Below are 23,809 nucleotides of genomic sequence, written 5' to 3' on the forward strand. Positions count from 1 at the left end.
TACGAGGCCGGCTCACGGCGAGGAAGCTGCCCATGGTGGCGATGCGCCGGTCGCCGGACCAGATTTCGCCGCGGCCGTGGGCGGCGTCCTTGCCGATGTGGCCGACGATGGCTTCGAGGCGGAGGACGTCGCCGGGGTAGACCCGGGACTCGATGCGGACATTGCGCAGGCTGGTGAGCATGAGCAGATGGTCGGGGTCGGGCGAGGTCGGGCTCAGCAGCCAGAGCAGGCCGGCCGCCTGGGCGAGAGACTCGACGAGCAGGGGAACCGGATAGGCGTAGGCCGACGGGGGGACGCCGTCGGGGAGGTCGCGGTAACAGGGCTCGGTCGCGGTGATCGCCTTCGTGGCGTGGAGCCGCTCGCCGGGCACGACGTGGTCGACCCGGTCGAGCAGCAGCATGGGAAAGCGGTGCGGCAGCAGGGCGCGGATCGCGCCGTGGTCAAGCCGCATCGGCCACCTCGGCAACCTCGCTGCGGTAGAACAGAACCCGCAGCTTCGCCGCGATGCCGACGTGCTCGATGGCGGCGGTCGCGGTCACCTCGAACGCCTGCTGGGTGACGGGTTCCACGGTAGCGTCGATGAGCATCGTGTCACCCGACACCAGAGGTAACAGGAACCGGGCGGAACCGACGTGTTCGACCTCGCAGCTCACGCCGAGACCGTCCGACACCGCCTGCCGCAGGCTCTCCAGGACGAACACGCCCGGATAGATCGTGGCGTGCGGGAAATGGCCCTCCATATAGGGATCCGTCACGGAGATCGCCTTGCTGGCCCGGATCCGCCAGCCGTACTCGAGACGGTCCACCGTGACCTCGTCGACCGCCCGCAGCGGGGCCGCTATCGGCGTGACGTTGGATACCTTCGTCATCGCTCCTCCTCTCATCTCAGTACTTCCGGCTCGAGTGGCCGGGGATCGCCGTCGCCCCAGCAGATTCCCTGCAGGTGCGTGGTGCGCAGGCCGGCGTAGTTGAGCTCGCCGAACGGACCGCCGGTCAGGCCGGTGCCGCCGTGCGTGGCCAGGTACGAGGTGAAGCCGATGTGCGAGTCGTTGATCTTCAGCAGGCCGCCGTTGACCACGGCGGCGGCCATCGTGCCGGCCACCTCGTCCGAGCATGTCCACACGGAGTTCCTGAGCCCGTATGGGTTCGCGTTGAGGAGCCCGACGATCCGCTCGAGCAGCACGGCGTTCTCGGCGGGCGCCGGCACGACGACCGGCAGGAGCGGGAAGAACGTCTCCTCCCGCACGCACGAGAGCCGGCGCGCATCGGTCAGCCCGTCGACCCGGACCACGGTCGGTTCCAGGAACGCCCCGTCGATCGCCGGGTTGCCCTCGACGTCGAGCCGCCGCCCGCCGCACAGCACCGGGCACCCCGCCTCCGTCGCCTCGGCGAGGAAGTCGAAGTAGCGGTCGGCCTTCAGCACCGGTGAGAGCACGGTGTCCGGGTCCTCGGGGTATCCGGGGCGCAAAGCCTTCACCCGCGGCACGAACAGCCGCAGGAAGTCGTCCACAATGGATGGATGGACGACGGCGTACTTGGGCACCATGCAGATCTGGCCGGAGCCGTAGTACGCCTCGGTCAACGCGCGGGCCGCCGCCTCGAGGTCCGCGTCGTGCCATACGACGAAGCCGTCGTTGCCGGCCAGCTCGAGGATCGGCTTCTTGCCCCGGGCAACCGCCTCGCGGCCGAGTTTGAGGCCCGCGGTGCTGTCGCCGAAGAACAGGATGTCGTCCACGTCGGGGCTGTCCAGCCAGGTCCGGACGATCCGGGGGGACGAGCCGCAGATGATGTTCAGCGTGCCGGGCGGCGCACCGTGCTTGTCCAGGATGGGCGCGGCGACGTCCCGGTACAGGTACAGCACGCTCAGCGGGCTGCTGCGCGGTGCCTTCACCACGAGCGTGTTGCCGGCCAGCAGGGCGAACATGCCCATGACCGAGTTCGATCCGGCCGCGTTCTGCGGCGGGTTCACGCACACCACGCCATCCGGCCGGCGGACCAGCTCGAGCAGCCGGCCGGCGGAGAAGAACTCCTGGTGCAGCTGGCTGACGTACCAGTCGATGGTGTCCGGGTCGGTGGCCCGGAGCACGCCGCTGAGCTCCCACTGCGCGAGCCGGCGCGGGTGCCCCTCCGCCACCAGGATCTGGATGACCTCCTCGACCCGCTCCAGCAGGGCGTAGTGGAAGTCCAGCAGGATCTGGCGGCGGGTCTCCAGCGGCAGCTCCCGGTAGCCGCGGGCGGCGGCCCGGGCCGCGGCGATCGCCCGCAGGTTGTGGCTGTCGTCGCCGATCGCGACCCGACCGGCCACATCGGACGTCGGCACCGCGCCCCGGTCGAGGTCCAGCGCGCGCTTCAGGTCGAACGCGGCCCGGCTGTCACGCAGGAACGCCGACGCCGCCACCGTGTGGATCCACTTGCCGGTCTCGACGTCCTGGCCGTCGAGGTAGAGCGGGTAGGTTCGCATCACGCCGCCACCTCCGCGGTGAACGTCTCGGGCTCGACGTCGCGCAGCTCGCCGGCGTTGTGCCGGGCGTAGGCCTCGAGGTCGAGCAGTCCGTGCCCGCTGTAGCAGAACACGATCGTCGCCTTGCGCCCGCTCGCCCGGCACTGCGCGGCCAGGTCGATCACGGCCCGGATCGGGTGGCATGTCTCCGGCGCGGGCAGGTAGCCCTGAATCCGGGCGAACGTGCTGCCGGCGTCGAACACCTGTGTCTGCGGGTAGGCGACCGCGTCGAGCAGCCCCTCGTGCCGGAGCAGCCCGATCAGCGGCGCGCAGCCGTGGTAGCGCAGGCCGCCGGCGTGGATCGGCGGCGGCACGAACTCGTGCCCGAGCGTGTAGGTGTGGACGCTGGGGCCCTCGCCGGACGCGTCGGCGAAGTCCAGCCGGTACTCGCCCTTGGTCAGCGTCGGGCAGGCTTCCGGCTCGACCGCGAGGAACGTGATGTCCGCGCCGTCGAGCTTGTCCTCCACGAAGGGCAGCACCATGCCGCCCATGTTCGAGCCGCACCCGACCGACGAGACGAGGTAGTCGGGCGCCCGGTCGATGATCGCCAGCTGCTCCCGCAGCTCGAGGCCCATGACGGTCTGGTGCAGCAGGCAGTGGTTGGAGAACGCGCCGACGGCCAGGCGGGCCCCGTCGTCGCCGTGCACGCACTCGATCGACTCGGAGACCGCGGTGGCCTCGCTGCCGGGATGGTCGGGGTACTCGGCGAGCAGTGCCCGGCCGAACGCGGTGTGCACGCCCGGACTCGGCCGCACGGTGGCGCCGTAGGTCTCCATCAGGTGCCGGCGGTAAGGCTTCTGATGGTAGCTCGCCCGTACCATGTGGACGGTCAGGTCCAGGCCCATGAGCCGGCAGGCCAGCGCGAGGGCCGAGCCCCACTGGCCCGCGCCGGTGTCGGTGACCAGCCGGCGGTGACCGCCCCGCTTGGCGAAGTAGGCCTGGGCGAACGCGGAGTTGAGCTTGTGGCTGCCGGTCGGCGAGGTGGCCTCGTACTTGAAGTAGATCTCGGCCGGGGTGCCGAGCTGCCGCTCCAGGCCGATCGCCCGGATCAGCGGGGTCGGGCGCCACATCGCGTAGGCGGCCCGGACCGGCTCGGGGATGGCGATCCACCGTTCCATCGAGGACTCCTGGGCGACCATCGCCGGGGTGAACAGCCGCTCCATGTACCGCTGGGTCACCGGCTGGCCGGTGCGGTTGTCGAGGTACTTCTCCGGCATCCTCGGCAGGTCGGGAATGACGTTGTACCAGCGGTCCGGGATGCGCTCGACCGGCAGGTCGATCCGCTCCAGGGCCTTCCCCGGCACCATCAGTCATCCCCGGCGGCGACCGTGGTGGCCAGGTCGAAGGCGCGCGAGCCGTTGTCGGCGATGGACCCGGTCTGCCGGCGCTCGGCCAGCATCTGCTCCATCTCGGCCGCGATCCGCTCGTCGGCGTCGGAGAACTCGTCCAGATCGAGGTCCTGGAACTCGAGCACGCCGATGTCGGCGAAGGCCTTCTGCACCTTCGGGCCGAGCAGGCCGATGTCCTTCACGCACGGCACCACCCGGCTGAACAGCGCCCGCCGGAAGTGCCCCATCATCTGCTGCTTGTCCACATAGGACACACATTCGTCCGCGTCGAAGCCGAGGGTCTCCCAGACCTCCCGCAGCAGGAACCGGTCCCGCAGCAGATAGCTGGCCTCGATCACGAACTCCTCGCGCTCGGCCCGCTCGGCGTCGCTCAGCTCGGCGTAGGCGTCCTTGAGAGCCAGGCGGCCGAACGCCACGTGCCGGGCCTCGTCCTGCATCACGTAGGCGTTGATGGACTTGCTCAGCGGGTCCTCGGTGAAGTCCCGGATCATCGAGAACGCGGCCAGCGCCACGCCCTCGATCATCACCTGCATGCCGAGGTAGATGAAGTCCCAGCGGGAGTCGCTGATCGTGTGGTCGAGCAGCGTCCTCAGGTGCGGGTTGATCGGGTAGGCCAGGCCGAGCTTGTCGTTGATGAACCGGGCATAGGTCTCGACGTGGCGGGCCTCGTCCATGGTCTGGGTGGCGGCGTAGAACTTGCTGTCCACGTCCGGCACCGTCTCGACAATCTTCGCCGCGCAGATCAGCGCGCCCTGCTCACCGTGCAGGAACTGGGAGTTCGTCCACGACGTGGCGTGCAGCCGCACCAGGTCCTTGTCGGCCCGGGACAGCCGGTCCCACAGCGGCGAGCCGAAGATCGGCACGTACTCGTCCGGGCTGAGGTCGGTGTCGGTCACGTCGACCCCGAGCGACCAGTCGATCCGGTCTGCGGCGTTCCACTGCCGGTCCTTACCCTTCTCGTACAGGCTCAGCAGCCGGTCGCGCCCCTCGTCGTATTCCCAGTTGAAGGAAATCGTGGACCGGCGGTCCGGCAGCTCCCATTTGGTCTGGTCCACCGGCACGGTATAGCGGTGCGTGCTCATGACCCCTCCTCGGTTCCGTAGTCGTGCGTCCGGAAGAACGACTTGTCGATGAGCGACCGGAGCACGAGTGGCAGCCGGCCGGACATGATCAGCTTCTGGTTCTTGACGAAGACGGTCCGCCCGCCGAAGTCGGGCATCGCGACCACGGACCGCCGGGCCTTGTCGAAGTCGAACGGCTTCGGATCCACCCCCTCCAGGCTCCGGAGCACGTTGTCCGCGACCGTTTTAGCCTGACTCCGTGCCATGATCATCGACTTGGGCAGCGTGCGCCCTTCCGGCACCGCGGCCGCGTCTCCGACCGCGAACAGCGTGGGGTGAAGGGGACTGCGCAGGTTCCGGTCGACCCGGACGAAGCCGCGGTCGTCGAGGGCCTCGGGCGGTAATCCCAGGTCGTGTCCTCGGAGCGGCCCGACCACGGCGGTGAGGTCCGAGCCCAGGATCTGCCCGCCGGCCAACCGGATGCCGTCCGGCCCGATCTTCAGCACGGTCGCGCCGGTCACGAACTCGTGGCCACGGCTGGTGAAGTGGTCGGCCACCCGGGACAGCGCGCGCGGCCCGAGCACGGCCGCCAGCCGCCCCTCCGCGTCGACGACGCGCACCCCGATCGCGCGGCGGCCGGCCTCGCGTTCCAGCGCACGCACCAGCCATCCGGCGTACTCGAGACCGGGGCCCGGCCGCTCCCCCGCGATGACGACCGTGACCTGACCCTTCTCGAGCCGGCGGAACGCCTCGGTGAACCGGGTGGCTTCGGCGGTGTCGCACGGGAAGAACGCGTGGTCCGCCGAACCCGGGAACAGGCCGGGGTCCGAGTGCGCCCCGGTCGCCACGACGGCGTGGGTGAAGGAGACGTGCTCGCCCGAGGCGAGCCGGGTCGTCCCCTGTGGGTCGAGCGTGGTGACACTGTCCACGAGCAACGTGATGCCGAAGCGGGACAGGCCGGCGAGCGGCACGCGGAGGTCCGCGGGCTGGCGTTCCCCGGCCGGCAGGTAGATCAGCCACGGCCGGTACGTCAGGTGGGCGGACGGGTTGACCAGCGTGACGGGCGTGTCTGGCCGCCGGCGTCTCACCGCGACGGCCACGTCCAACCCGCCGAATCCGCCGCCCACGACCAGCACGTGCGCAGAGCTCATCTCGACTCCCCTCCGTCCATCCAGGACCGAAGAACGCTGGACACCGCGCGGTGCCCGGAGGTCCGCTCGCCTACCCGGGTCGCGTACCGGGCGGGTACCAGGTCGGCGACGGCGTCCAGGAGCGCGTCGCAGAACGCGTCCACGGTCGCCCGGTCGTGCAGGTCGGCGCTGTAACTGACGCCGACGACGAGCTCGCCGTCGACGACCGCGGACAACAGCTCGAGCATGTGGCCGCGGGTCCCGCCGTGGCTGTGCTGCGGCCCCGGGTTCTCGGCGGCGAGCCGGAAAACCTCGTCGCGGAACATGCCGTCCATCCGCCCGAGATAGTTGAAGCAGACCGGCGCGGCGGCGGCCGGCACGAGATCTCCGGACACCCGGGTCAGCAGCCCGTACCCGATGCCACCCGCGGGCACCCCGGCCCGCCGCGCGGCGACGACCGCCAGCGTCCCCGCCGGATCGTCGCATTCGGACAGATCGATGGCCAGGGGGTACCGGACCGAGAGGCGGCCAACCGTGCGGGACAGATCGACGTCCGCGGACAGTGGTTCGCGCCCATGGCCTTCGACGTCGACGAGAACCGAGTGCCCGCCGGCCCAGCCGGCCACGGTGGACGCGAGCGCGGTCAGCAGCACGTCGGCGACGCTCGTCTCGGTGTCCGCGGCGAACGCGAGCAGGCCCGCCGTCCGGTCCGGGTCGAGCGCGGTCACCACGGTGCGGACGCTCTCCAGCGAGTTCACGCCGTCGCGATCGGTGGGGATGGGCGCGCCGGACGCCTGCCGCCGCCAGTGGTCCAGCTCGGACCGCACCGCCGGCGAGTGGGCGTGCCGCTCCAGCTCGGCCAGCCAGGCGGACAGGGGCGTGGTCACCGGAGGCAGGAAAACCGGGCTGCCGGCGGCGAGCTGTCCGTAGGCCGACATCAGGTCGTCGAAGAAGATTCGGGTGGAGTAGTTGTCCCACACCAGCCAGTGGCCCAGAACCAGCAGCCGGTGCCGTGCCTCGAAACCGCCGTCGAAGTAGACGATCCGCAGCAGCGGCGGGCGGTCCAGGTCGAAGCGGCGCTGCCGGTCCGCCGCGATGTCCTCGATCGCGGCGCGCACACCGTCGGGTGGCAGGCCGGTCAGCCTGACCACCTCGACCGGCACGGACTCCGCGACGTCGCGCCCCGCGATCCAGGCCTGCCATTCCCCGTCCCGGTGGACGAAGCCGGTGCGCAGCCCGGCATGGTGGCCGACCACCACGGCCGCGGCGCGGCGGAGCACGCCGGCGTCGAGCGGAGTGCCGAGCTCGAACAGGAACGCGTAGTTCCAGTGGCTCGGATCCTCGATGTCCTGGGCGAAGAAGGTGCGCTGCATCAGGCTCAGCGGAACCGGCCCGCCGTCGTCCGCCGGAGCGTCCTGGCCGCCGGCCTCGACCGCGGCGCCGGCGAGCTCGCGGATGGTCGGGTGGGTGAAGAAGTCCTGCGGGGTGACCCGCCAGCCCGACGCGCTCGCCCGGGCGATCACCTGCAGCCCGAGCATGGAGTCACCGCCCAGCTCGGCGAAGCGCTCGGTCACGCCGATCACGTCAAGGCCGAGGACGTCCCGCCAGATGTCCAGGAACAGCTTCTCCACCGGCGACCCGGGCGGCACGATCTCCCGCTCGGCGTCGCCGGCGGTCAGCGGCGCCAGCGCGGACCGGTCGACCTTTCCATTGCCGGTCAACGGAAGCTCGTCGATCACCGCGAACCGGGCCGGGATCATGTAGTCGGGCAGCCGCTCGGCCAGGAACCCGGCAACCTCGCCTTCGTCCACATCGGACTCGTCGGTGCCGAGCAGGAGGTACGCGTGCAGCTGGCTGCCCTGGATGGTGACCACGGCGGTGCGGACATGCGGATGACCGGCCAGGGTGGCCTCGATCTCACCCAGCTCGACGCGGTAACCGTTGATCTTGACCTGGGTGTCGGTGCGGCCCAGGAACTCGATCGTCCCGTCCGGCAGGTACCGGCCGAGATCACCCGTGCGGTACAGCCGCTCCCCGGTCTCGGGGTGCGTGATGAAGCTGGCCGCCGTGCGCTCCGGGTCCGCCCAGTAGCCTTGCGCCACCCCGGTTCCACCGATGTACAGCTCGCCGACCGCCCACGCCGGCCGCGGCCGGAGCCGGTGGTCCAGCACGTGGCAGGTCTGGTTGGTCAGCGGGCACCCGTACGGGATACTCACCCAATCCGGGTCGACCGCACCGATCGGGTGGGCGACCGACCAGATCGAGGCCTCCGTCGCACCGCCCAGGCTGACGATCTCGACCGGATCGGCCAGGGCCCGCAACCGGTCCGGCAGCGGCACCGGAATCCAGTCACCGGACAGCAGCGCCAGCCGAAGATGCTCCGCCCATGGCGGGCGGCGGCCACCGGCATGGTCGACGAGCAGCCGCAGCAATGCCGGCACGGTGTTCCACACGCTGACCCGGTACCGGACCATCAGCTCCGCCCAGTGCCCCGGATCCCGGGCCCGGTCCGGGTCGGGCAGCACGATCGTGCCGCCGGCGGCCAGGATCCCGAACACGTCGTAGACCGACAGGTCGAAGCTCAGCGAGGACAGCGCCAGCACCCGGTCGCCGGGGCCGACCCGGAAGCGGCGGTTGATGTCCGCCACGGTGTTGGCCGCGCCCCGGTGGTCGATCATCACGCCCTTGGGCCGGCCGGTCGAACCCGACGTGAAGATCACATACGCCAGGTCCTCCGCGGCCGCCACCCGCGGCAGGTACGCGATGCTTTCCCTGGCCCAGACGGCGTCGTCGTCCACCCGGTACCGCCGGATCCCGTCCGGCCACTCGATCCGATCGTCCACGGTGGACTGGGTCAGCACGGTCGTGACCTGGCCGTCCTCGAGCAACCGCGCGATCCGCCGGGCCGGCAGAGCCGGGTCGACCGGAAGGTAGGCGCCGCCGGAGCGCAGAACCCCCAGAGTGCCGACGACCTGCTCCCAGCCCTTGTCCATCACCACGGCGACCAGCTGGTTCGGCCGCACCCCGGCCGCCCGCAGCCGGTGGCCGATCCGGGTCGCCCGCTCGTCCAGCTCGAGGTAGGTCAGCACCCGGTCGCCGTCGATCACCGCCGCGTTGTACGGCAGCGCCGAAACCGCCCATTCCATGGACTCGTGCAGCAGCAGCGACGGCCGAGGTCCGGCCGTGTCGTTGACCCGCGCCCAGGTCTCAAGATCGTTGGCAGGCACCAGATCCAGCTCCCCCGGCCGCCATGCCGACTCGTCGTCGGCGAGCCGGTGCACCAGCCGCTCGAAGGCGGAGAACATCGCGTCCAGCAGTCCTTGCGGGAACAGCTCCTCGATCGCGTCCCAGTTGACCCGCAACTCACCGGCGACCTCGAAGACCTGGTGGTCCAGGTACACCTGCGGGGTGTGCACGGAGGTATGGACCAGGTCGCCGATCTGAGCCGCGGCATCGAGATTCGCGTCCCCGAGCACGCTGGTGAACACGACCGGCATGCTGGCCCGGGCCGTCCCGCCGGTCCGGGCCAGCTCGCGCATCACCCGCACACCGCTGAACAGGCGGTGGTCGAAGTCGCTCCAGAACTGGCGCTGCGCCGCCGAAGCCCGCTCGGCGAAGCCGCTCCCCGCGTCCGTGTCGAAGGCCAGCAGGATGAGCGAGGTGAAGTCCCCCAGCACCTGACCGACCTGCGGGTGCACCGGCAACCGGCCGGAGACCGTGACATTGACGGTGAACCGCGGCGTGGCGCTCCAGCAGCCGAGCACCTCCGCGTAGGCCGCGCACAGCACCATCGACGGCGTCAGCCCGGCCGCCGCGGCCCGCTGCTGCAGGCTCGTCCAGCGTGGTGCGTCCAGCCGGAACTCGCGGCGGACGAACCGCGGCCGCTCCACCTGTCCCGGCGCGAAGGCCAGCGGCAGCTCGGGCGCCGCCGGCAGCTCGTCGAGCCGGCGCAGCCAGTAGTCCCGCGCCCGCTCGAAGGCCGGATCGGACTCGAAGGACTCCACGCCCACCACGTAGTCCCGGAAGCTCAGCTCCAGAACGGGCAGCGCGAGCGCACCGTCCTGATAGGACGCGAACAGCTCGGCGATGAAGATGCCCAGGCTGCTCCCGTCGAAGATGAGCAGGTCCACGGCGATGTGCAGCCGGGTGCGGTGCGCGTCGACACGGTGCGCGCGGATGTCGAACAGCGGCCACCGGTCGGTGGGCAGAATCTGGGTGGACAACCGCTCCCTGGCCTCGGTCAACGCTTCCGCGCGCTCCGGCTCGGGCAGTCCGGACAGATCCACCATGTCGAGGCGGTACGGCGGCACCTCGGCCAGCACCCGCTGCCGGCCGTCCGGCAGGATCACCGCACGCAGCATGCCGTGCCGCGCGATCACCTTGGCCAGCGCGGTTTCCAGCCGGGCGAGGTCGACATCGACGAGGTCCACCTCGGCGTAGAAGTTCGTGGCGGCGTTCAGCTCGTAGAATCCGTTGCGCCCCAGCAGGTAGGCCTGCTGCAGGTCGGTCAGCCCGAACGGCTCCAGCTCGGCTCCGGGATCGGGTGCCGGCACGGGCAGGGACAGCACCTCGCCGCCGGTGGCCCGCCCGTCCACGAGCTCGGCCAGCCCGGCGACCGTGGGGTTGGCGAAGAACTCGGACAGCGAGAACTCCAGGCCCCGCTCACCGGCGGCCGCGACCAGCCGGACGGCCATGATCGAGTCACCGCCGAGTTCGAAGAATCCACTGTGGACTCCGATTTGGCGGAGCCCGAGGACCTGGCCGAACACCTCGGCCAGCGCGATCTCGGTTTCACCCCGTGGCGCGACGGCATCGTGGCCGTCCCGCACGAGCTGGGGCGCGGGCAACGCGGCCCGGTCCACCTTTCCATTTCCGGTCAACGGCAACGAATCCAGGATCATGTAGCCGCTCGGCAGCATGTAAGCCGGGAGCCGATCCGCCGCCCACGCCCGGGCCTCCCGCTCCAGCGCGCCCCGAACCCGCGCGGCGCGGGGGTCGTTGGTGTAGCGGGAGAGGTCGGCACCGGTTGGCACGGCACCGAAATCGTGCCGGCCCGTCCGGCCATCACGGCGGAACACGACGTCGAACGCACCATCCTCATAGGACTTGACCCAGCTGGGGAACGTCGCCCACCCCAGCTCGGCGGCGAGCGCGCATACCGCACCAGGCGTGATTCCGCGGATCGCCCGGCCTTCGGCGGCCTCGCTCAGCTCGGCTACGGAGTAGCCGAGACCGAGCTCCATGAGCCTGAGTGCCTCGGCGTCCCGCACCGTCCAGGCGTTCGGCACCCCCGCGAGGCCGAACGAGGTCACCGGCCCGCCGTTCAGGATGGCCGTGAGCGACTCGTCGTCGAAGTCACGACCGTGGACGTCGATCCAGGTGTCCACGGGCAGCGGTTCGGGTTGCCGAACCACGCGCAGCACGGCGTCGTAGCGGAAGCGCGACATCTCGGTGTCGTGGCGGTCGAGCCGCGGCAGGATGTCGACGCCCGCGATGTCGGCGTATTCGCCGAGGAGTGCCAGGAACAGCTCCGGGGCGACGAGCAGCTCCGGCTCCGCGGCCAGGCGGGCGTGGACCCGCCGGGCGAGCTCGTCGTCGGGCAGGTCGGCCGCCGCCCGCTCGAGCTCGACCGAGCAGGCGAACACGCGGTGCAGCCGCAGGTTGCGGACATCTCCGACGAAGATCGCTCCGCCCGGGCGCACCAGCGGAACGACCGACTCGATCACCCGCAGCAGGTAGGCCACGTCCGGGAAGTACTGCGCCACCGAGTTGATCACTACGACGTCGACGGACCGGCGCACCACCGACGCGGCGTCGTGCGCCCCCACGTGGTGCAGCTCGACCCGGTCCGCCAGCGCGGGATCGAGCATGCCCGCCAAGTCACGCAGGGTCCGGCCGGACAGGTCCGTGCCGATGTAGCGGTCACACCCCGGCAGCAGGCGGCGGACCAGGATGCCGCTGCCGCAACCGATCTCGAGCACCTCCCGCCCACCGAGCGCACGGATCCGCTCGACCGTGGCACCCGCCCAGTCGGCCATGTGCCCTACCGGCAGCGGTTTGCCTGTGTAGCTGCTGTTCCACCCGGCGAACTCGCCGTCCGCGGCTTCGCCGGCTCCGTCCCGGATCTCGTCGAAGACCAGCTCCCAGTTGCCGACCTGCGCCGCCGAGTCCACGGTGGACACCGCGTCGAGCGCCGGTGTCAGGTAGGCGTGCAGCTGGCTGCCGTGGGTGGTGACCACGGCGTCGCGCACCCGCGGATGACCGGCCAGGGTGGCCTCGATCTCGCCCAGCTCGATCCGGTAGCCGTTGATCTTGACCTGGGTGTCGGTGCGGCCCAGGAACTCGATCGTCCCGTCCGGCAGGTACCGGCCGAGGTCGCCGGTGCGGTAGAGCCGCTCGCCGGTCTCGGGGTGCGTGATGAAGCTGGCCGCCGTGCGCTCCGGGTCCGCCCAGTAGCCTTGCGCCACCCCGGTTCCACCGATGTACAGCTCGCCGGGGGCCCACGCCGGCCGCGGCGCCAGCCGGTGGTCCAGCACGTGGTAGGTCTGGTTGGTCAGCGGGCAGCCGTACGGGATGCTCACCCAGTCCGGGTCGACCTCGTCGATGGGGTAGGCGATCGACCAGATCGAGGCCTCGGTGGCGCCGCCGAGACTGATGATCTCGATCGGATCGGCGAGCGCGCGCAGCCGGTCCGGCAAGGACACCGGAATCCAGTCACCGGACAGCAGCGCCAACCGCAGGTGTTCCGCCCACGGTTGGCGCTGTCCGCCGGCGTGGTCGACGAGCATCTGCATCAGCGCGGGCACGGTGTTCCACACGCTGACCCGATGCCGGGCCATCAGTTCCGCCCAGTGCCCCGGATCCCGGGCCCGGTCCGGGTCGGGCAGCACGATGGTGCCGCCGGCGGCCAGGATCCCGAACACGTCGTAGATCGACAGGTCGAAGCTCAGCGACGACAGCGCCAGCACCCGGTCTCCCGGGCCGATTCCGTGGCGCCCGTTGATGTCGGTCACCGTGTTGACGGCCCCGCAATGGTCGATCATCACGCCCTTGGGCTGGCCGGTCGAACCCGATGTGAAGATCACGTACGCCAGGTCGTCCAGTGTCTGAACCGGACGCAGCGGCCGCGTGCTTTCCCGTGCCCACACGGCGTCGTCGTCGACCCGCAGCGGCCGAACCCCGTCCGGCCAGGAGATCCGCTCGTCAACGCCGGACTGCGTCAACGCGACGGAGACCCGGCCGGTCTCGAGCAGCCGGGCGATCCGCTGCGCCGGCAGGCCGGCGTCGACCGGCAGGTACGCGGCTCCGGAGCGCAGAATCCCCAGTGCGGCAACGATCTGCTCCCAGCCCTTGACCATCACCACGGCGACCAGCTGGTTCGGCCGCACCCCCAGTGCCCGCAGCCGGTGGGCGATCCGGGTCGCCCGCTCGTCCAGCTCGGCGTAGGTCAGCACCCGGTCACCGTCGATCACGGCGGGCTCGCCGTCCCGCTCCGCGACCGCCCGGTCCATCAACTCGTGCAACCGCCGCGCCGGCACCGGCCCCGCGGTGTCGTTCACCCATTCCCACATCCACAGATCGGTGTCGGGAACCAGGCCGAGCCGGTCGCGGTCCCAGACCGACCCGTCAGCGGCGAGCTCCACCAGCAACCGCTGGTACGCGGCGAACATCGCGTCCAGAAGTCCTTGCGGGAACAGCTCCTCCACCGCGTCCCAGTTGACGTGCAGGACACCCCCGACCTCGAACACCTGATTCTCCAGGTGCACCTGTGGAACCTGGGCGATGCTGTAGGCGAGGTCGTCGAACCACGGCGGCAGAGCGTCCGCCCCGAACCCCTCACCGAGGACACTGGTGAAGACCACCGGCATGGCGGCCCGGTTGGCACCGCCGCCGCGGGCCAGCTCGCGCATCACCCGGACACCGCTGAACATGCGGTGGTCGAAGTCGGTCCGGAACTGCCGCTGCAGTTTCGTGGCCCGGTCCCGGAAACTCGCGCCGGCCGCCAGGTCGCAGGCCAGCGGGGTCAGCGAGGTGAAGTCCCCCAGCACCAGCCCGATCTGCGGGTGCACCGGCAACCGGCCGGAGACCGTCACGTTCAGGGTGAACCGCGGTGACGCGCTCCAGCAGCCGAGCACCTCGGAGTACGCGGCGCACAGCAGCATCGCCGGGGTCAGCCCGGCCTCGGCGGCCCGCAGCCGCAGGCGCGCCCACTGCTCGGCGTCCATCCGGAAACCCCGGCGGGCGAACCGCGGCCGCCGCACCGTGCCGGGAGCGACCGCCAGCGGCAGCTCCGGTGCCGGCGGGAGCTCGTCGAGCCGGCGCAGCCAGTAGCCCCGCGCCCGCTCGAACGCCGGGCCGGCGGTCAGCGACTCCACCGCCACCACGTAGTCGCGGAAGCTCAGCTCCGGCTCCGGCAACACGAACCCGTCGTCCAGATAGGACGCCACCCATTCGGCGACCACGAGCTTGAGACTCGTCGCGTCGATGGCCAGCAGGTCGAAGTACAGGTGCAGCCGGGTGCGGCGCCCGTCGAGGTGGTGCGCGCGAATGTCGAACAGCGGCCACCGGTCGGCCGGCAGGATCTGCGTGGACAGCTCCTCCCGGGCCCGCGCCAGCGTTTCCGCGCGCTCGGGCTCCGGCAGGGTGGACAGGTCCACGAGGCCGATGCGGTAAGGCGGCACGTCCTCGAGCACCCGCTGCCGGCCGTCCGGCAGCATCACCGCGCGCAGCATGCCGTGCCGCGCGATCACCTGGTGCAGCGCGGATTCCAGCCGCGCCAGGTCGACGCCGACCACGTCCACCTCGGCGTAGAACGCGGCCGAGACGTTGCCCAGCTCGTAGAAGTCCTCGCGGCCCAGCAGGTACGCCTGCTGCAGGTCGGTCAACCCGAACGGCTCGAACCGAGCGCCGGGATCCGGGACGACGGCCGGCAGCACCGCCGCGGGCCGCGCGCCGCCGTCCGCGTCACCGGCGAGTTCCCGCGTCACGAACTCGGTGATGTCCTCAACGGTCCGGCACTCGAGCAGGTCGGCCAGCTCGAGCTCGACCGCGAGGTCGGACTCCATGGCGGCCTTGAGCTCCACCCCGGCCAGCGAGTCCAGGTGCAGTGACTCGTCGGGCCGCGACACGGGATCCGTACCCTGACCGAGCTGGATCTCCCGCACCAGCTCGAACACGTATCCGGCGACGTTCTCGTTGCGGGTCTCAACCGACATGGCGAGGTCTCCCTGCTCGGCGACAACGTGCCTGACGAATGCTGGTACCGGCGGGCCGCGGCGCGAAGACGCGATCGGGGTGCCCCAATGGCTACCCCGGGCATCGGCGTCACGCCGCCAGCCGGTCCGGCGCGGTCCGGGTCGCCACGACCCGGCGGGTCGCGCCGATGACGACCGTCCATTCGGGAAGCCGGCGGCGCGGGCGGGGCGGGTTCAGCCAGCGCACGTCGCGCAGCCGGTGCACGGCGCGGGCAATCGGGACGACCACGTGCTCGCCGCGGGGCGCCAGCCGGACGAGGGCATCCTCAAGATCCGGTGGCAGCATGGGATTCGGCGAGCTCGACGGCTCGGCGAGGAACGTCAGCCAGCCGGCGCGGGGCCCGGCGATCACCGGACCGTCCAGCATCATGAGCTGGAGCTGGAGCTGGACCAGCTCACCCAGCGCCGCCGGCATGCCGACCGCGTCGATGACCTGCCCCGCCGTGAGCGTGAGGCTCCGGCTGGACACCTCGACCGCGACCGGCCAGCCGTGGAGTTCCTCGTAGTTGGTTCGGGCGGTGGCCAGCTCACGCAACCATGCCGGCGCGGGATGGGTGACCAGTGTGACGGTCATGGTCGGCCTCCCCGGAGACACCTGCCTCACCGGCGAGCCCAGCCGCGATGTCAACCTCGGAAGCGCACGTGGTGAGGCCTTTCCGCTCGTGACAACCTGCGCCTGCCGACGTTCGTCTCCGTCGCCCGGCACCGGAAGACCCGAACGGAAGGGCCGTTGGCAGCGGTCACCCATCCACCTCGGATGGTGACCCCGCACCCGCTACCATCTACGTAGCCACATAGTAGATCCCTGCGGGAGGAAGCAGTGCCGGGCAGCTGGTGGACGCACAGGTGCGCGGCGGTCTCGCTGGTCGTCACCATCGTCACGGCCGTACCGCTCGTGCCGCCCGGCAACGAGGGCAGCGGGGCATCCCCGGCGACGGTGGAGCTCACGGCGGCCCGGACCGGCGCCGGTCTGCGCCCCTGTCCCCCGCCATCGGGCGACGGCCCGGGAGTGCTGCGTGGCGTACGGGCGAGCTGCCTCGGCGACGGCACGAGCGTCGAGCTCGGCTCGGCTCTCGCCGGCCAGCCCACATTGATCAACCTGTGGGCGAGCTGATGTGAGGTCTGCCGGACCGAGCTGCGGGTGCTGGACGCCTACGCGGCATCGCCCGAGGCGGTACGGGTCCTCGGCGTGCAGATCCTCAGCCCGCCGGCGGACGGCCTGGCCCTGCTCACCTCACTTGGCGTCCACCTTCCGTCCGTTGTGGACGATGGCGGCGGCGGGCCCAGGCCCTGCACGCGCCGCCCTACGTGCCGGTGAGCTACCTCGTGGCGAGCGACGGCACCGTCCGGCAGGTGCTGCCCCCGACCCCGTTCACCTCCACCGAACAGGTCGCCCGCGCGGTGCGAACCTCGGCCTGAGGCTGTTCACGGCCCGGCGTAGACGAAACGGTCGTGCACGACATGCGACGATACCGCTCCGGCTGCCATGGCGAGCACCGCGGCCAGCAACAGCGGCCCGGACACGGCCACATCGTCAGGTTCACGGAAGCCTCCGCGACATCTACTGTTCTACGTCGTAGATTAGTAGGAAACTCTGGGCTCCAGTTCACCGACCCCATTGGCGGATATGTCCGGATAGGACGCCGGTCTATCCACCATGGATGTTCAACGGCCACACTCGTGGAGAGCACCTACGACATGGCACTCTCATGGCCGGCGTGGACGAACCGGACCTGGAACTGCTCTACCGGCGCGGCGTCAGCCGGCAGGCCATGGCCATCCTGTCCGGCGCGGTCGAGGACTGGCGGGCCCACCTGGCGGCTACGGCGACGGCGAGTCGCCCTTCCTTGGCCGACATCGCGCCGCGGTCGGGCGAGCGGATCGCGGTGCCGGAGGGTGTGGGATGACCCTGCACCCACGACCGGCTGGGCGGCCGCGTCCGTGGTGGCGTGGCACCAGATCTGCTCAAATCGGTGCTACGCCACCACACCAAGGGCGTCGCGGTGATCACAGCCGGCACCGGCTCTCCGATCGGGTTCCGTGCGACGTCACTCGCCTCGGTTCCCTTGTGCCACCGGTGGTCCTGTTCGCCATCGCACTCAGTTCCCCATCGTGGCCGGTGATAGGCGCCGCGCCCCTACGTGATGGCCCACCTCCTAACCCACGGCCAGGAGGACACCGCCCGCAGCTTCGGGTAGCCGGGCGCCGACCGGGTCGGCCGCAAACCCGCTGGCATCGCGGCCCGTTCGGCCTCGCGGCCCTCGACGACGTGCTCGCCTGGCTGGTCCTCGCGCCGACACACCGCCTTACCATCGCCGACCACGCCCTGAGGCTCGGGCAGGTCGTGCAGGCCAAAAACTGCACCCCCGGCACTCCCTCTGCTGCTCCACGACCGAAAGCTCGCCCGCCTGAATAGGATCGAGCGGACAATCATCTCGCGTCCCAGCCACGGTCTTTCGTCAGGTAACCTTGCACGACGTTGCTCGTCACGCGTTAGTCGAGGTAGTCAACGATGGATTCGCCTCTACACCGGACCATTGTCGCTGTGGATGTTGTCGGTTTCGGGGACCGGCGGCGTACTAGTGCTCATCAGCTGGCCATCCGGGAGGGCTTGTACGAGACGTTGACGAGCGCGTTCGAGCGCGCGGGCATCGAGTGGTCCCAGTGTCTGGTGGAGGACCGGGGCGATGGGATGTTCATTCTGGCCGCGCCCCACGTGCCCAAACACCTGTTCGTCGACGCGTTGCCGCAGGCGATCATCGCCGGTCTACGGCAGCACAACGCCGTTCGCGCCGTCAGTCAGAGCATTCGGCTGCGGATGGCCGTTCACGCCGGAGAGGTGGCATTCGACAGTCATGGCACTACCGGCGTGGGTATCAACCTGGCGTTCCGCCTGCTTGAAGCGGCCGACCTGCGCCGAGCGATGGCCGAATCATCCGGGTTGCTGGGAATTATCGTCTCAGACTGGTACTACCACGAGGTAGTCTGCGATGGTCACGGCGATACCCATCCGGACGCCTACCAACCGGTGCGGGTCGCGGTCAAGGAGACCACGGCGAACGCCTGGATATACCTGCCCGACGTTTCGGCCAACCACCGTATCCGCGTCGGGCCCGGGAGCCGTCGTCCAGATTTCCTTATCGCATATGCGGCGATGGATCGAGCCTGGACGGAATGGATCTCCTGGCAGCTCGAGATGGCCGGCTGCACAACCCTTCTTGACGCAACCGAATTCGCTCCAGGTCAGAATTTCGCAATTTGGGTGAGCGATGCGCTGGACCGTGCCGACCGGCTCATTGTCGTATTGTCTCCGGCTTTCGCCCGTTCAGCGGTGACGATGTCGGAGGTGGCGGCTGCGTTTCGCGACAGCCGGCTTCTGCCGGTCCGGGTCGCACCGCTAGACAGCCCGGTCCTGACCTCGAACGTTCGCATTGATTTAACGGGTGTCAACGAGCGAACGGCCCATCAACGTCTCATTGACGGGACGAGCCAACGAGCCAAACCGCGGTCCGCGCCGCCCTATCCCGGCCAACCGGCTCTCGCCGATACTCCAGTGATTCCGGTCTTTCCAGGCTCGGCCGGCCGGCTGCGGCCACATGCGCTCGTCGTCCACGCCCTACCGGACGCCGACTTCGCCACGGAGCTGAGCAACTCGTTGCGGGTTCTGGAGACCGAGGAGTCGCTGTGCCCGGTTGAGTCCCGCCCGGTCGGGCAGTTGGACGAGGAGACCGAGAGCTATATCGATGAGCTGGCCAGCCGGGCCGAAATTGTACTGATCCTGGTCAGTCGGGCACTGCTGGCCAGCGGGTACGGGTCAAGCGCCGAGATGGGTATGCTCACCCGGCGGCTCGCCAATCGCGATGTCATCCTCCTGCCCGTCATTCTCCGACCGACGTCCTGGGAACGGCAGCCGTTCGGCCGGCTGGCTGCCCTGCCGAGCAACGGCGTACCGGTCAGCCACTGGACCAGCCAGGACGAAGCAATCAAGAACATTGTCAACGGTGTCCGTTTGGCGGTGCGAAGCCTTCGCGGGGAGGAGATCGCACCCGTCCCACCTGTATCGGTCGTGGGGCGACAGGTCTTCGAACTGGGTGAGGTGTTCAAGCCGACCGGCATGCCAACAGCGACCTTCGTCGAACCGGATGATTTCTTCGAGTTCAGGATGGCGTTGCGGCAGCCGGGGCTCGGCGTGATTCTCGAGGGTCCGGCGGGTGTCGGCAAAACCACCGTCCTGCGGCAGGCGGTCGACCAGGACGCCGACCGGCTGCGCGAGCCCGAACTGTTGAGCGCTCGAAAGCCTGCCGATGTACCGACGATTCGCCAGCTGCTCGGTGGGCATACCGGGCTGGTGGCCGTCGACGATTTTCAGCGTCTGCCGGCCGACCTTCAGGATGACCTCGCTGACTATCTCAAGGTTCTGGCCGACGACGACGCCGCAGATGGCAAGCTCGTGCTGGTCGGGATACCCGGCACCGCCCAAGGCCTGATCGACCTCAGCCCGGACCTGGCAACCCGAATCCGGCGGTTCCGCCTCGGCCGGGTGTCCGAAGAGATTCTTCTGCAGATGATGACAAAGGGTGAAGCGGCGCTCAATATCATCTTCGACCGCAAAGTGGAGGTTGCCATCGCTTCGATGGGTAGCCTCCAGACAGCTCAAATGCTGTGCTGGTCGATGGTCACGATGGCAGGAATCGACAAGACAGCCGATGTTCCCACCATAGTACACACGGACATCGCTCGTGCCCGTGTCAAAGTTGCCGAGCTCCTGCGGCTCAAGTTCCAAAGCACGGTGGAAGATTTCATCGTCCTAGACGATCCAGACGAGCTGTTGTGTATCGAACTGTTGCTGGAACTCGCCAGGACTTCCGACGGGATTCTTCGCCTGGGGCCGTTCGCCGACCGGCGGCCAGACCTGCGGGACGCCATCGAACGGGTGTTCATCGACGGTATGAAAGACGGGTTGGCCCATCAACACAAGAATCTGTCCAAGTTTGTCTTCTACGATCCGCGAAACCATCGCCTCGTGGTCGATGACCCACAGTTCGTCTTCTACCTGTGCCAGCTGAGCCGAGCGGAGCTACTTGACGCAGCCGGAAAGCGGATGCCCGTGCCGAGGAACCAGGTCTTTATTTCCTACAGCCACAAGGACGCCGCCTGGAAGGACCGGGTCTGCCTGCACCTGCGGCCGTCAGAGCGCGCCGGGACCGTCGAAACGTGGACGGACGACCGGATCGCCGCCGGTGATGTATGGCGCAAGGAGATCGCCGCGGCGCTCGACCGCGCTCGGGTCGCCTTACTCCTCATCAGTGCGGACTTCTTTGGTTCCGACTACATCCACTCCGATGAACTGCCCCCATTGCTGGCCGCCGCGGAGAAAGGCGGCTGCCGGATCATTCCAGTGCTGGTCGGACCGAGCAGGTTCCACGACATTCCCGAGCTCGCACGCTTCCAGAGCATGCCGAGCGCTACCACGCTCGGCGAGCTGACCAAGGTAGAAGCCGATCGCACCCTGGTCGAACTCGCCCGCGCCGTGGAGCACGCCCTCACTGCTGGCAACCCACCGGAAGCAAGATCGTAATTTGCTTGAATGTTCCTTCCGTTAGTTCACTCAGATGAGTGTTGGCAGACGAACGGTCTCGAGCTTCTCTACTTGAGCTTGGATGCCGCCCTGGGGTATACGAGCAAAACTGCTCGACGGCCCACCGTTCAACAGCCATGAAGTTGGACGGTCATCGAAAGAAGCGGGCGTTACCTTCCGGCGACTGACCGCGGCGCACGAGACTCACCCTCGTCGGTAACGGTCTGTCACACTTGAGCGAGGGAGGGGTATGCGCACCGGCTCGGTGCATACGCATACGTGCGGCGCCGCGGCACTTGTGCTCGATCCGCCCGGGTACGTCGTGCCGCTGCATGATCTCGACGTGGGTGGGCTGACCGAACTGCTCGGAGGCGAGCTCGACCGGGTCACGTGCGAAGCCGGGCACACCCGAGCGGATCCGGGAGGTGGCCACCACCATCGCGGGAGGTCGGGCGAAGTCCTGTCGCCCGGCAATAGCTCTGGCCTAACATCCTGGCGTGCTGACTGACGGCCAGTCACCCGCCCTCGGGCGATCGGCGACCTGCTCGTCGCGCTACGCGAAGTTGTCAGCGGACGCGAAGGATCAAGATGTCCGTTGACACATCGTCGTTGCCGTGACAGAGCGGTAAGCGCTGGTCTTGTCGTCGATGGTCGCTCGACAGTTGCCCCTGCCCAGCCGCACAACCCATTGCGGCTACCGCAGCCTGGCCCGACCGATGGCCACCAAAGTGACGGCGTCGTGGGTGCTCCATGGGTGCTCGGCGGCGGCGGGACCACCCGACACGGCGCGGCGTGCACTGACATTCAGACTTGTCGCTGACCAGCGGAAATGACACTCAGCGGCATGCCGCGCCAGTGGTCGTCACGCTCCGGAGCTGGCTCTTAACCAGCGGGTTCGGGTTCGAGTCCCTGGCGGCGCACCCACAAACCGCAGGCCGACACCACCGTTGGCTTGCGGTTTTGCCGCTTCAGGCGATCTCTAGGGACGGCCCAGACCGTCCACTTCGGTCTGGTGGCGTCTCCTGGGCGGGAACGGGACGGAATGAAGATCAACACTGACTCGTTTACTGGTCATGCATGGGGCCCCCCGCCCTGTACAGGCGCAGGTTCGAGCCGTGCCGGGGGCACCCAACAGAACTGCGACCAGCTGAACAGCGGTCTTGCCGTTCATCGCTTGTGATCACGGCCCGCTTGATGCTGTAGCTCTCAGCGTGGAGCCCATCGCGCGGTTGTTGCGATGGTGTTCGTGTCTTACGTCATCGACCCATTCCCTTGACCCGTCGGTCCGTCTCGGCGAGGCGATGAGCAGGCGCACGCGGCCCGACGGCGACTACCCGTACTCGGCACGCACGTTCTCCTTTGTCCGTGCCGTACGCCCGCCGCGTGCCCTTCCACTAGCGATTCGCCCTGGGCTCGGTTTGGGCGCTGGCTACTCGCCGACGTGCAACGAACCTGCAACCCGGCAACGAGGACGTCCTGCGCGATGCCTTCCTCGCCACCGCCCTCGCCGACCTGTCCAACTCGGCCGTCCTCCGCAGTCCCACCAACCACCGGCAGCTCGACCTGACCCTCGCCCACCCGCTCCTCCGACCCCACCAGCACCCCTCCCGCGCCGGCTGCCACCACATCCAACCCGTCTCTGTCCGGCGCGTTGTCCAGGCGGCCAATCCCGGCAGGTGGGACCACCTCGACGTCAAATGCCCACACAACAGGCACCCAGGTCGGTTGATGAACCGACGGCGCAGCCGGACCGTCGACTGCGCTGTTCGTTGACCCGAGCCGCCGCAGGTCCGGATCAGCCAGCTTTCAGATCGTGCGGACCGCCGGCAAGCACGCCCTGTACGACCACGTTGCACAGCAGCGACACCCTTGACGGCGGGCTGGGTTCCCAACCGAGGCGACAGTCATCGGCATGGCTCGCAGCCGCGCGGCCGTGTCAATTGGCTTGCAACCCATCCTCATTGGCCGTCTGGTTCCCTGTCGTTTTTACTTGCCCCTCAACACGCTTCTCCTTCATGACCTCAGCGTCGGGATGCTGGAGGGTGTCGAGGATGTTGAAGGCTTGCCGCCATGCCAATTGAGCACGGCGACCATCGCCGAGGGAGTGGTACGCACCCCCGAGGCGATCCAGCACGACGGCTTCCCAATATCGACAGCCTAACTCACGATCGATCTCTATGGAACGCTCATAGCAGCGAATGGCTTGCGTGTAGCTGCACAACTCCTGGTGAATGAAGCCGAGAACATGGAGAGCATATGCGTTGCCTTCGGGATGCCCGATTTCCGAGTAGATCTCGAGTGCTTGTTCGCACGATGACAGCGCCTCGACGCTGCTTCCCAGCCGAGCTAGATCCCAGCTTACGGCGGTCAAGGCGTCCGCCAGGTACATCTGGCTGGGCGTACGTTGTGCAAGGTCCAGCGCTCGCTGCGCGTGGTATATCGCCTCGGCGTGCCGCTTCTGAATGTCCAAAAGCTGGACATAAGCCAGATGGATCGCAATCTGATGGTACTCGTCGCCCACGGATTGGTTCACATCAGACGCTTCGGCAAGGCATTCGGTCGCCTCAACAAATCCATCCATACGTGCGATCACCCGGGATAGCGACCACAAGTTCCTGATCTGGGCAGCGAGATCACCGGAACGTCGCACGGCGTCCAGTGCCAGCCGGTTAGCGGCGACACGCTCGTGGCGTTGGCCGGTACGGCCGAGAAATGTGTCGCAAGCCCAGGCGAGTCGGTCCACACCCGCGTTGAATCCATGCTTGCTCGCCAATGTGATCATCGCGAGCAACGTGTCGTTCTCCGCCATAAACCGGCTCTTCGAAGTTAGGCGGGGTTGAGGCATCCGCGTGCTCGTCGGGTGGTAGCGCAGCGGGTGCGTAGTCGTTGGTTGGTGGGGTTGCGGAATCCGTAGGCGGTGCGGGCTTCGAGTTTGAC

Annotated in this window: 12 protein-coding genes; 3 read left to right on the plus strand and 9 right to left on the minus strand. The window is 69.0% G+C overall.

The window, feature by feature from the left end:
• The 8 genes from VGR06_RS37320 to VGR06_RS37355 form a co-directional block, all read right to left on the minus strand.
• Nucleotides 1-451: beta-hydroxyacyl-ACP dehydratase (locus VGR06_RS37320; protein ID WP_327563938.1), on the minus strand; the 451-nt coding region annotated here is incomplete at its 3' end.
• On the minus strand, nt 441-869 hold the full coding sequence (locus VGR06_RS37325) for a hypothetical protein (RefSeq protein WP_327563939.1): 429 nt from the start codon (nt 867-869) through the stop codon (nt 441-443). The genes VGR06_RS37320 and VGR06_RS37325, both read right to left, overlap by 11 nt.
• An 11-nt stretch (nt 870-880) precedes the next feature.
• Complete coding sequence (locus tag VGR06_RS37330; protein ID WP_327563940.1) at nt 881-2,461, minus strand: aldehyde dehydrogenase family protein; 1,581 nt, start codon at nt 2,459-2,461, stop codon at nt 881-883.
• On the minus strand, nt 2,461-3,807 hold the full coding sequence (locus VGR06_RS37335) for a TrpB-like pyridoxal phosphate-dependent enzyme (RefSeq protein ID WP_327563941.1): 1,347 nt from the start codon (nt 3,805-3,807) through the stop codon (nt 2,461-2,463). Before VGR06_RS37335 ends, VGR06_RS37330 begins: the two co-directional genes overlap by 1 nt.
• The gene (locus VGR06_RS37340; protein ID WP_327563942.1) at nt 3,807-4,931 is read right to left on the minus strand and encodes a ferritin-like domain-containing protein; all 1,125 of its coding nucleotides are present in this window, start codon (nt 4,929-4,931) and stop codon (nt 3,807-3,809) included. The genes VGR06_RS37335 and VGR06_RS37340 overlap by 1 nt, the downstream gene beginning before the upstream one ends.
• Entirely contained in the window at nt 4,928-6,061 is a 1,134-nt protein-coding gene (locus tag VGR06_RS37345; RefSeq protein ID WP_327563943.1) for an NAD(P)/FAD-dependent oxidoreductase, read from the minus strand. The genes VGR06_RS37340 and VGR06_RS37345 overlap by 4 nt, the downstream gene beginning before the upstream one ends.
• Entirely contained in the window at nt 6,058-15,255 is a 9,198-nt protein-coding gene (locus tag VGR06_RS37350) for a non-ribosomal peptide synthetase (RefSeq protein WP_327563944.1), read from the minus strand. The genes VGR06_RS37345 and VGR06_RS37350 overlap by 4 nt, the downstream gene beginning before the upstream one ends.
• Before the next feature lie 109 nt (nt 15,256-15,364).
• Nucleotides 15,365-15,868, minus strand: coding sequence for a hypothetical protein (locus VGR06_RS37355; protein WP_327563945.1), 504 nt, complete (start codon nt 15,866-15,868; stop codon nt 15,365-15,367).
• 246 nt (nt 15,869-16,114) lie between these two features.
• Between VGR06_RS37355 and VGR06_RS37360 the strand changes: the two genes are divergently transcribed.
• The 3 genes from VGR06_RS37360 to VGR06_RS37370 all read left to right on the plus strand — a co-directional run bounded on the left by VGR06_RS37360 (nt 16,115) and on the right by VGR06_RS37370 (nt 20,872).
• Complete coding sequence (locus tag VGR06_RS37360) at nt 16,115-16,408, plus strand: hypothetical protein (RefSeq protein WP_327563946.1); 294 nt, start codon at nt 16,115-16,117, stop codon at nt 16,406-16,408.
• Between the two features lie 604 nt (nt 16,409-17,012).
• The gene (locus VGR06_RS37365; RefSeq protein WP_327563947.1) at nt 17,013-17,201 is read left to right on the plus strand and encodes a hypothetical protein; all 189 of its coding nucleotides are present in this window, start codon (nt 17,013-17,015) and stop codon (nt 17,199-17,201) included.
• A gap of 704 nt (nt 17,202-17,905) precedes the next feature.
• Nucleotides 17,906-20,872 (plus strand): TIR domain-containing protein, encoded by a 2,967-nt coding sequence (locus VGR06_RS37370; RefSeq protein ID WP_327563948.1) that lies wholly within the window; start codon nt 17,906-17,908, stop codon nt 20,870-20,872.
• A gap of 1,936 nt (nt 20,873-22,808) precedes the next feature.
• Here the strand turns inward: VGR06_RS37370 and VGR06_RS37375 are convergent.
• Nucleotides 22,809-23,681 carry a tetratricopeptide repeat protein gene (locus VGR06_RS37375; protein ID WP_327563949.1) on the minus strand — a complete coding sequence of 291 codons (873 nt, stop codon included), beginning with the start codon at nt 23,679-23,681 and terminating at the stop codon, nt 22,809-22,811.
• Between the last annotated feature and the right edge of the window lie 128 nt (nt 23,682-23,809).

It is taken from the genome of Actinophytocola sp. (genome assembly GCF_036002505.1).
Classification (GTDB): Bacteria; Actinomycetota; Actinomycetes; order Mycobacteriales; family Pseudonocardiaceae; genus DASYTH01.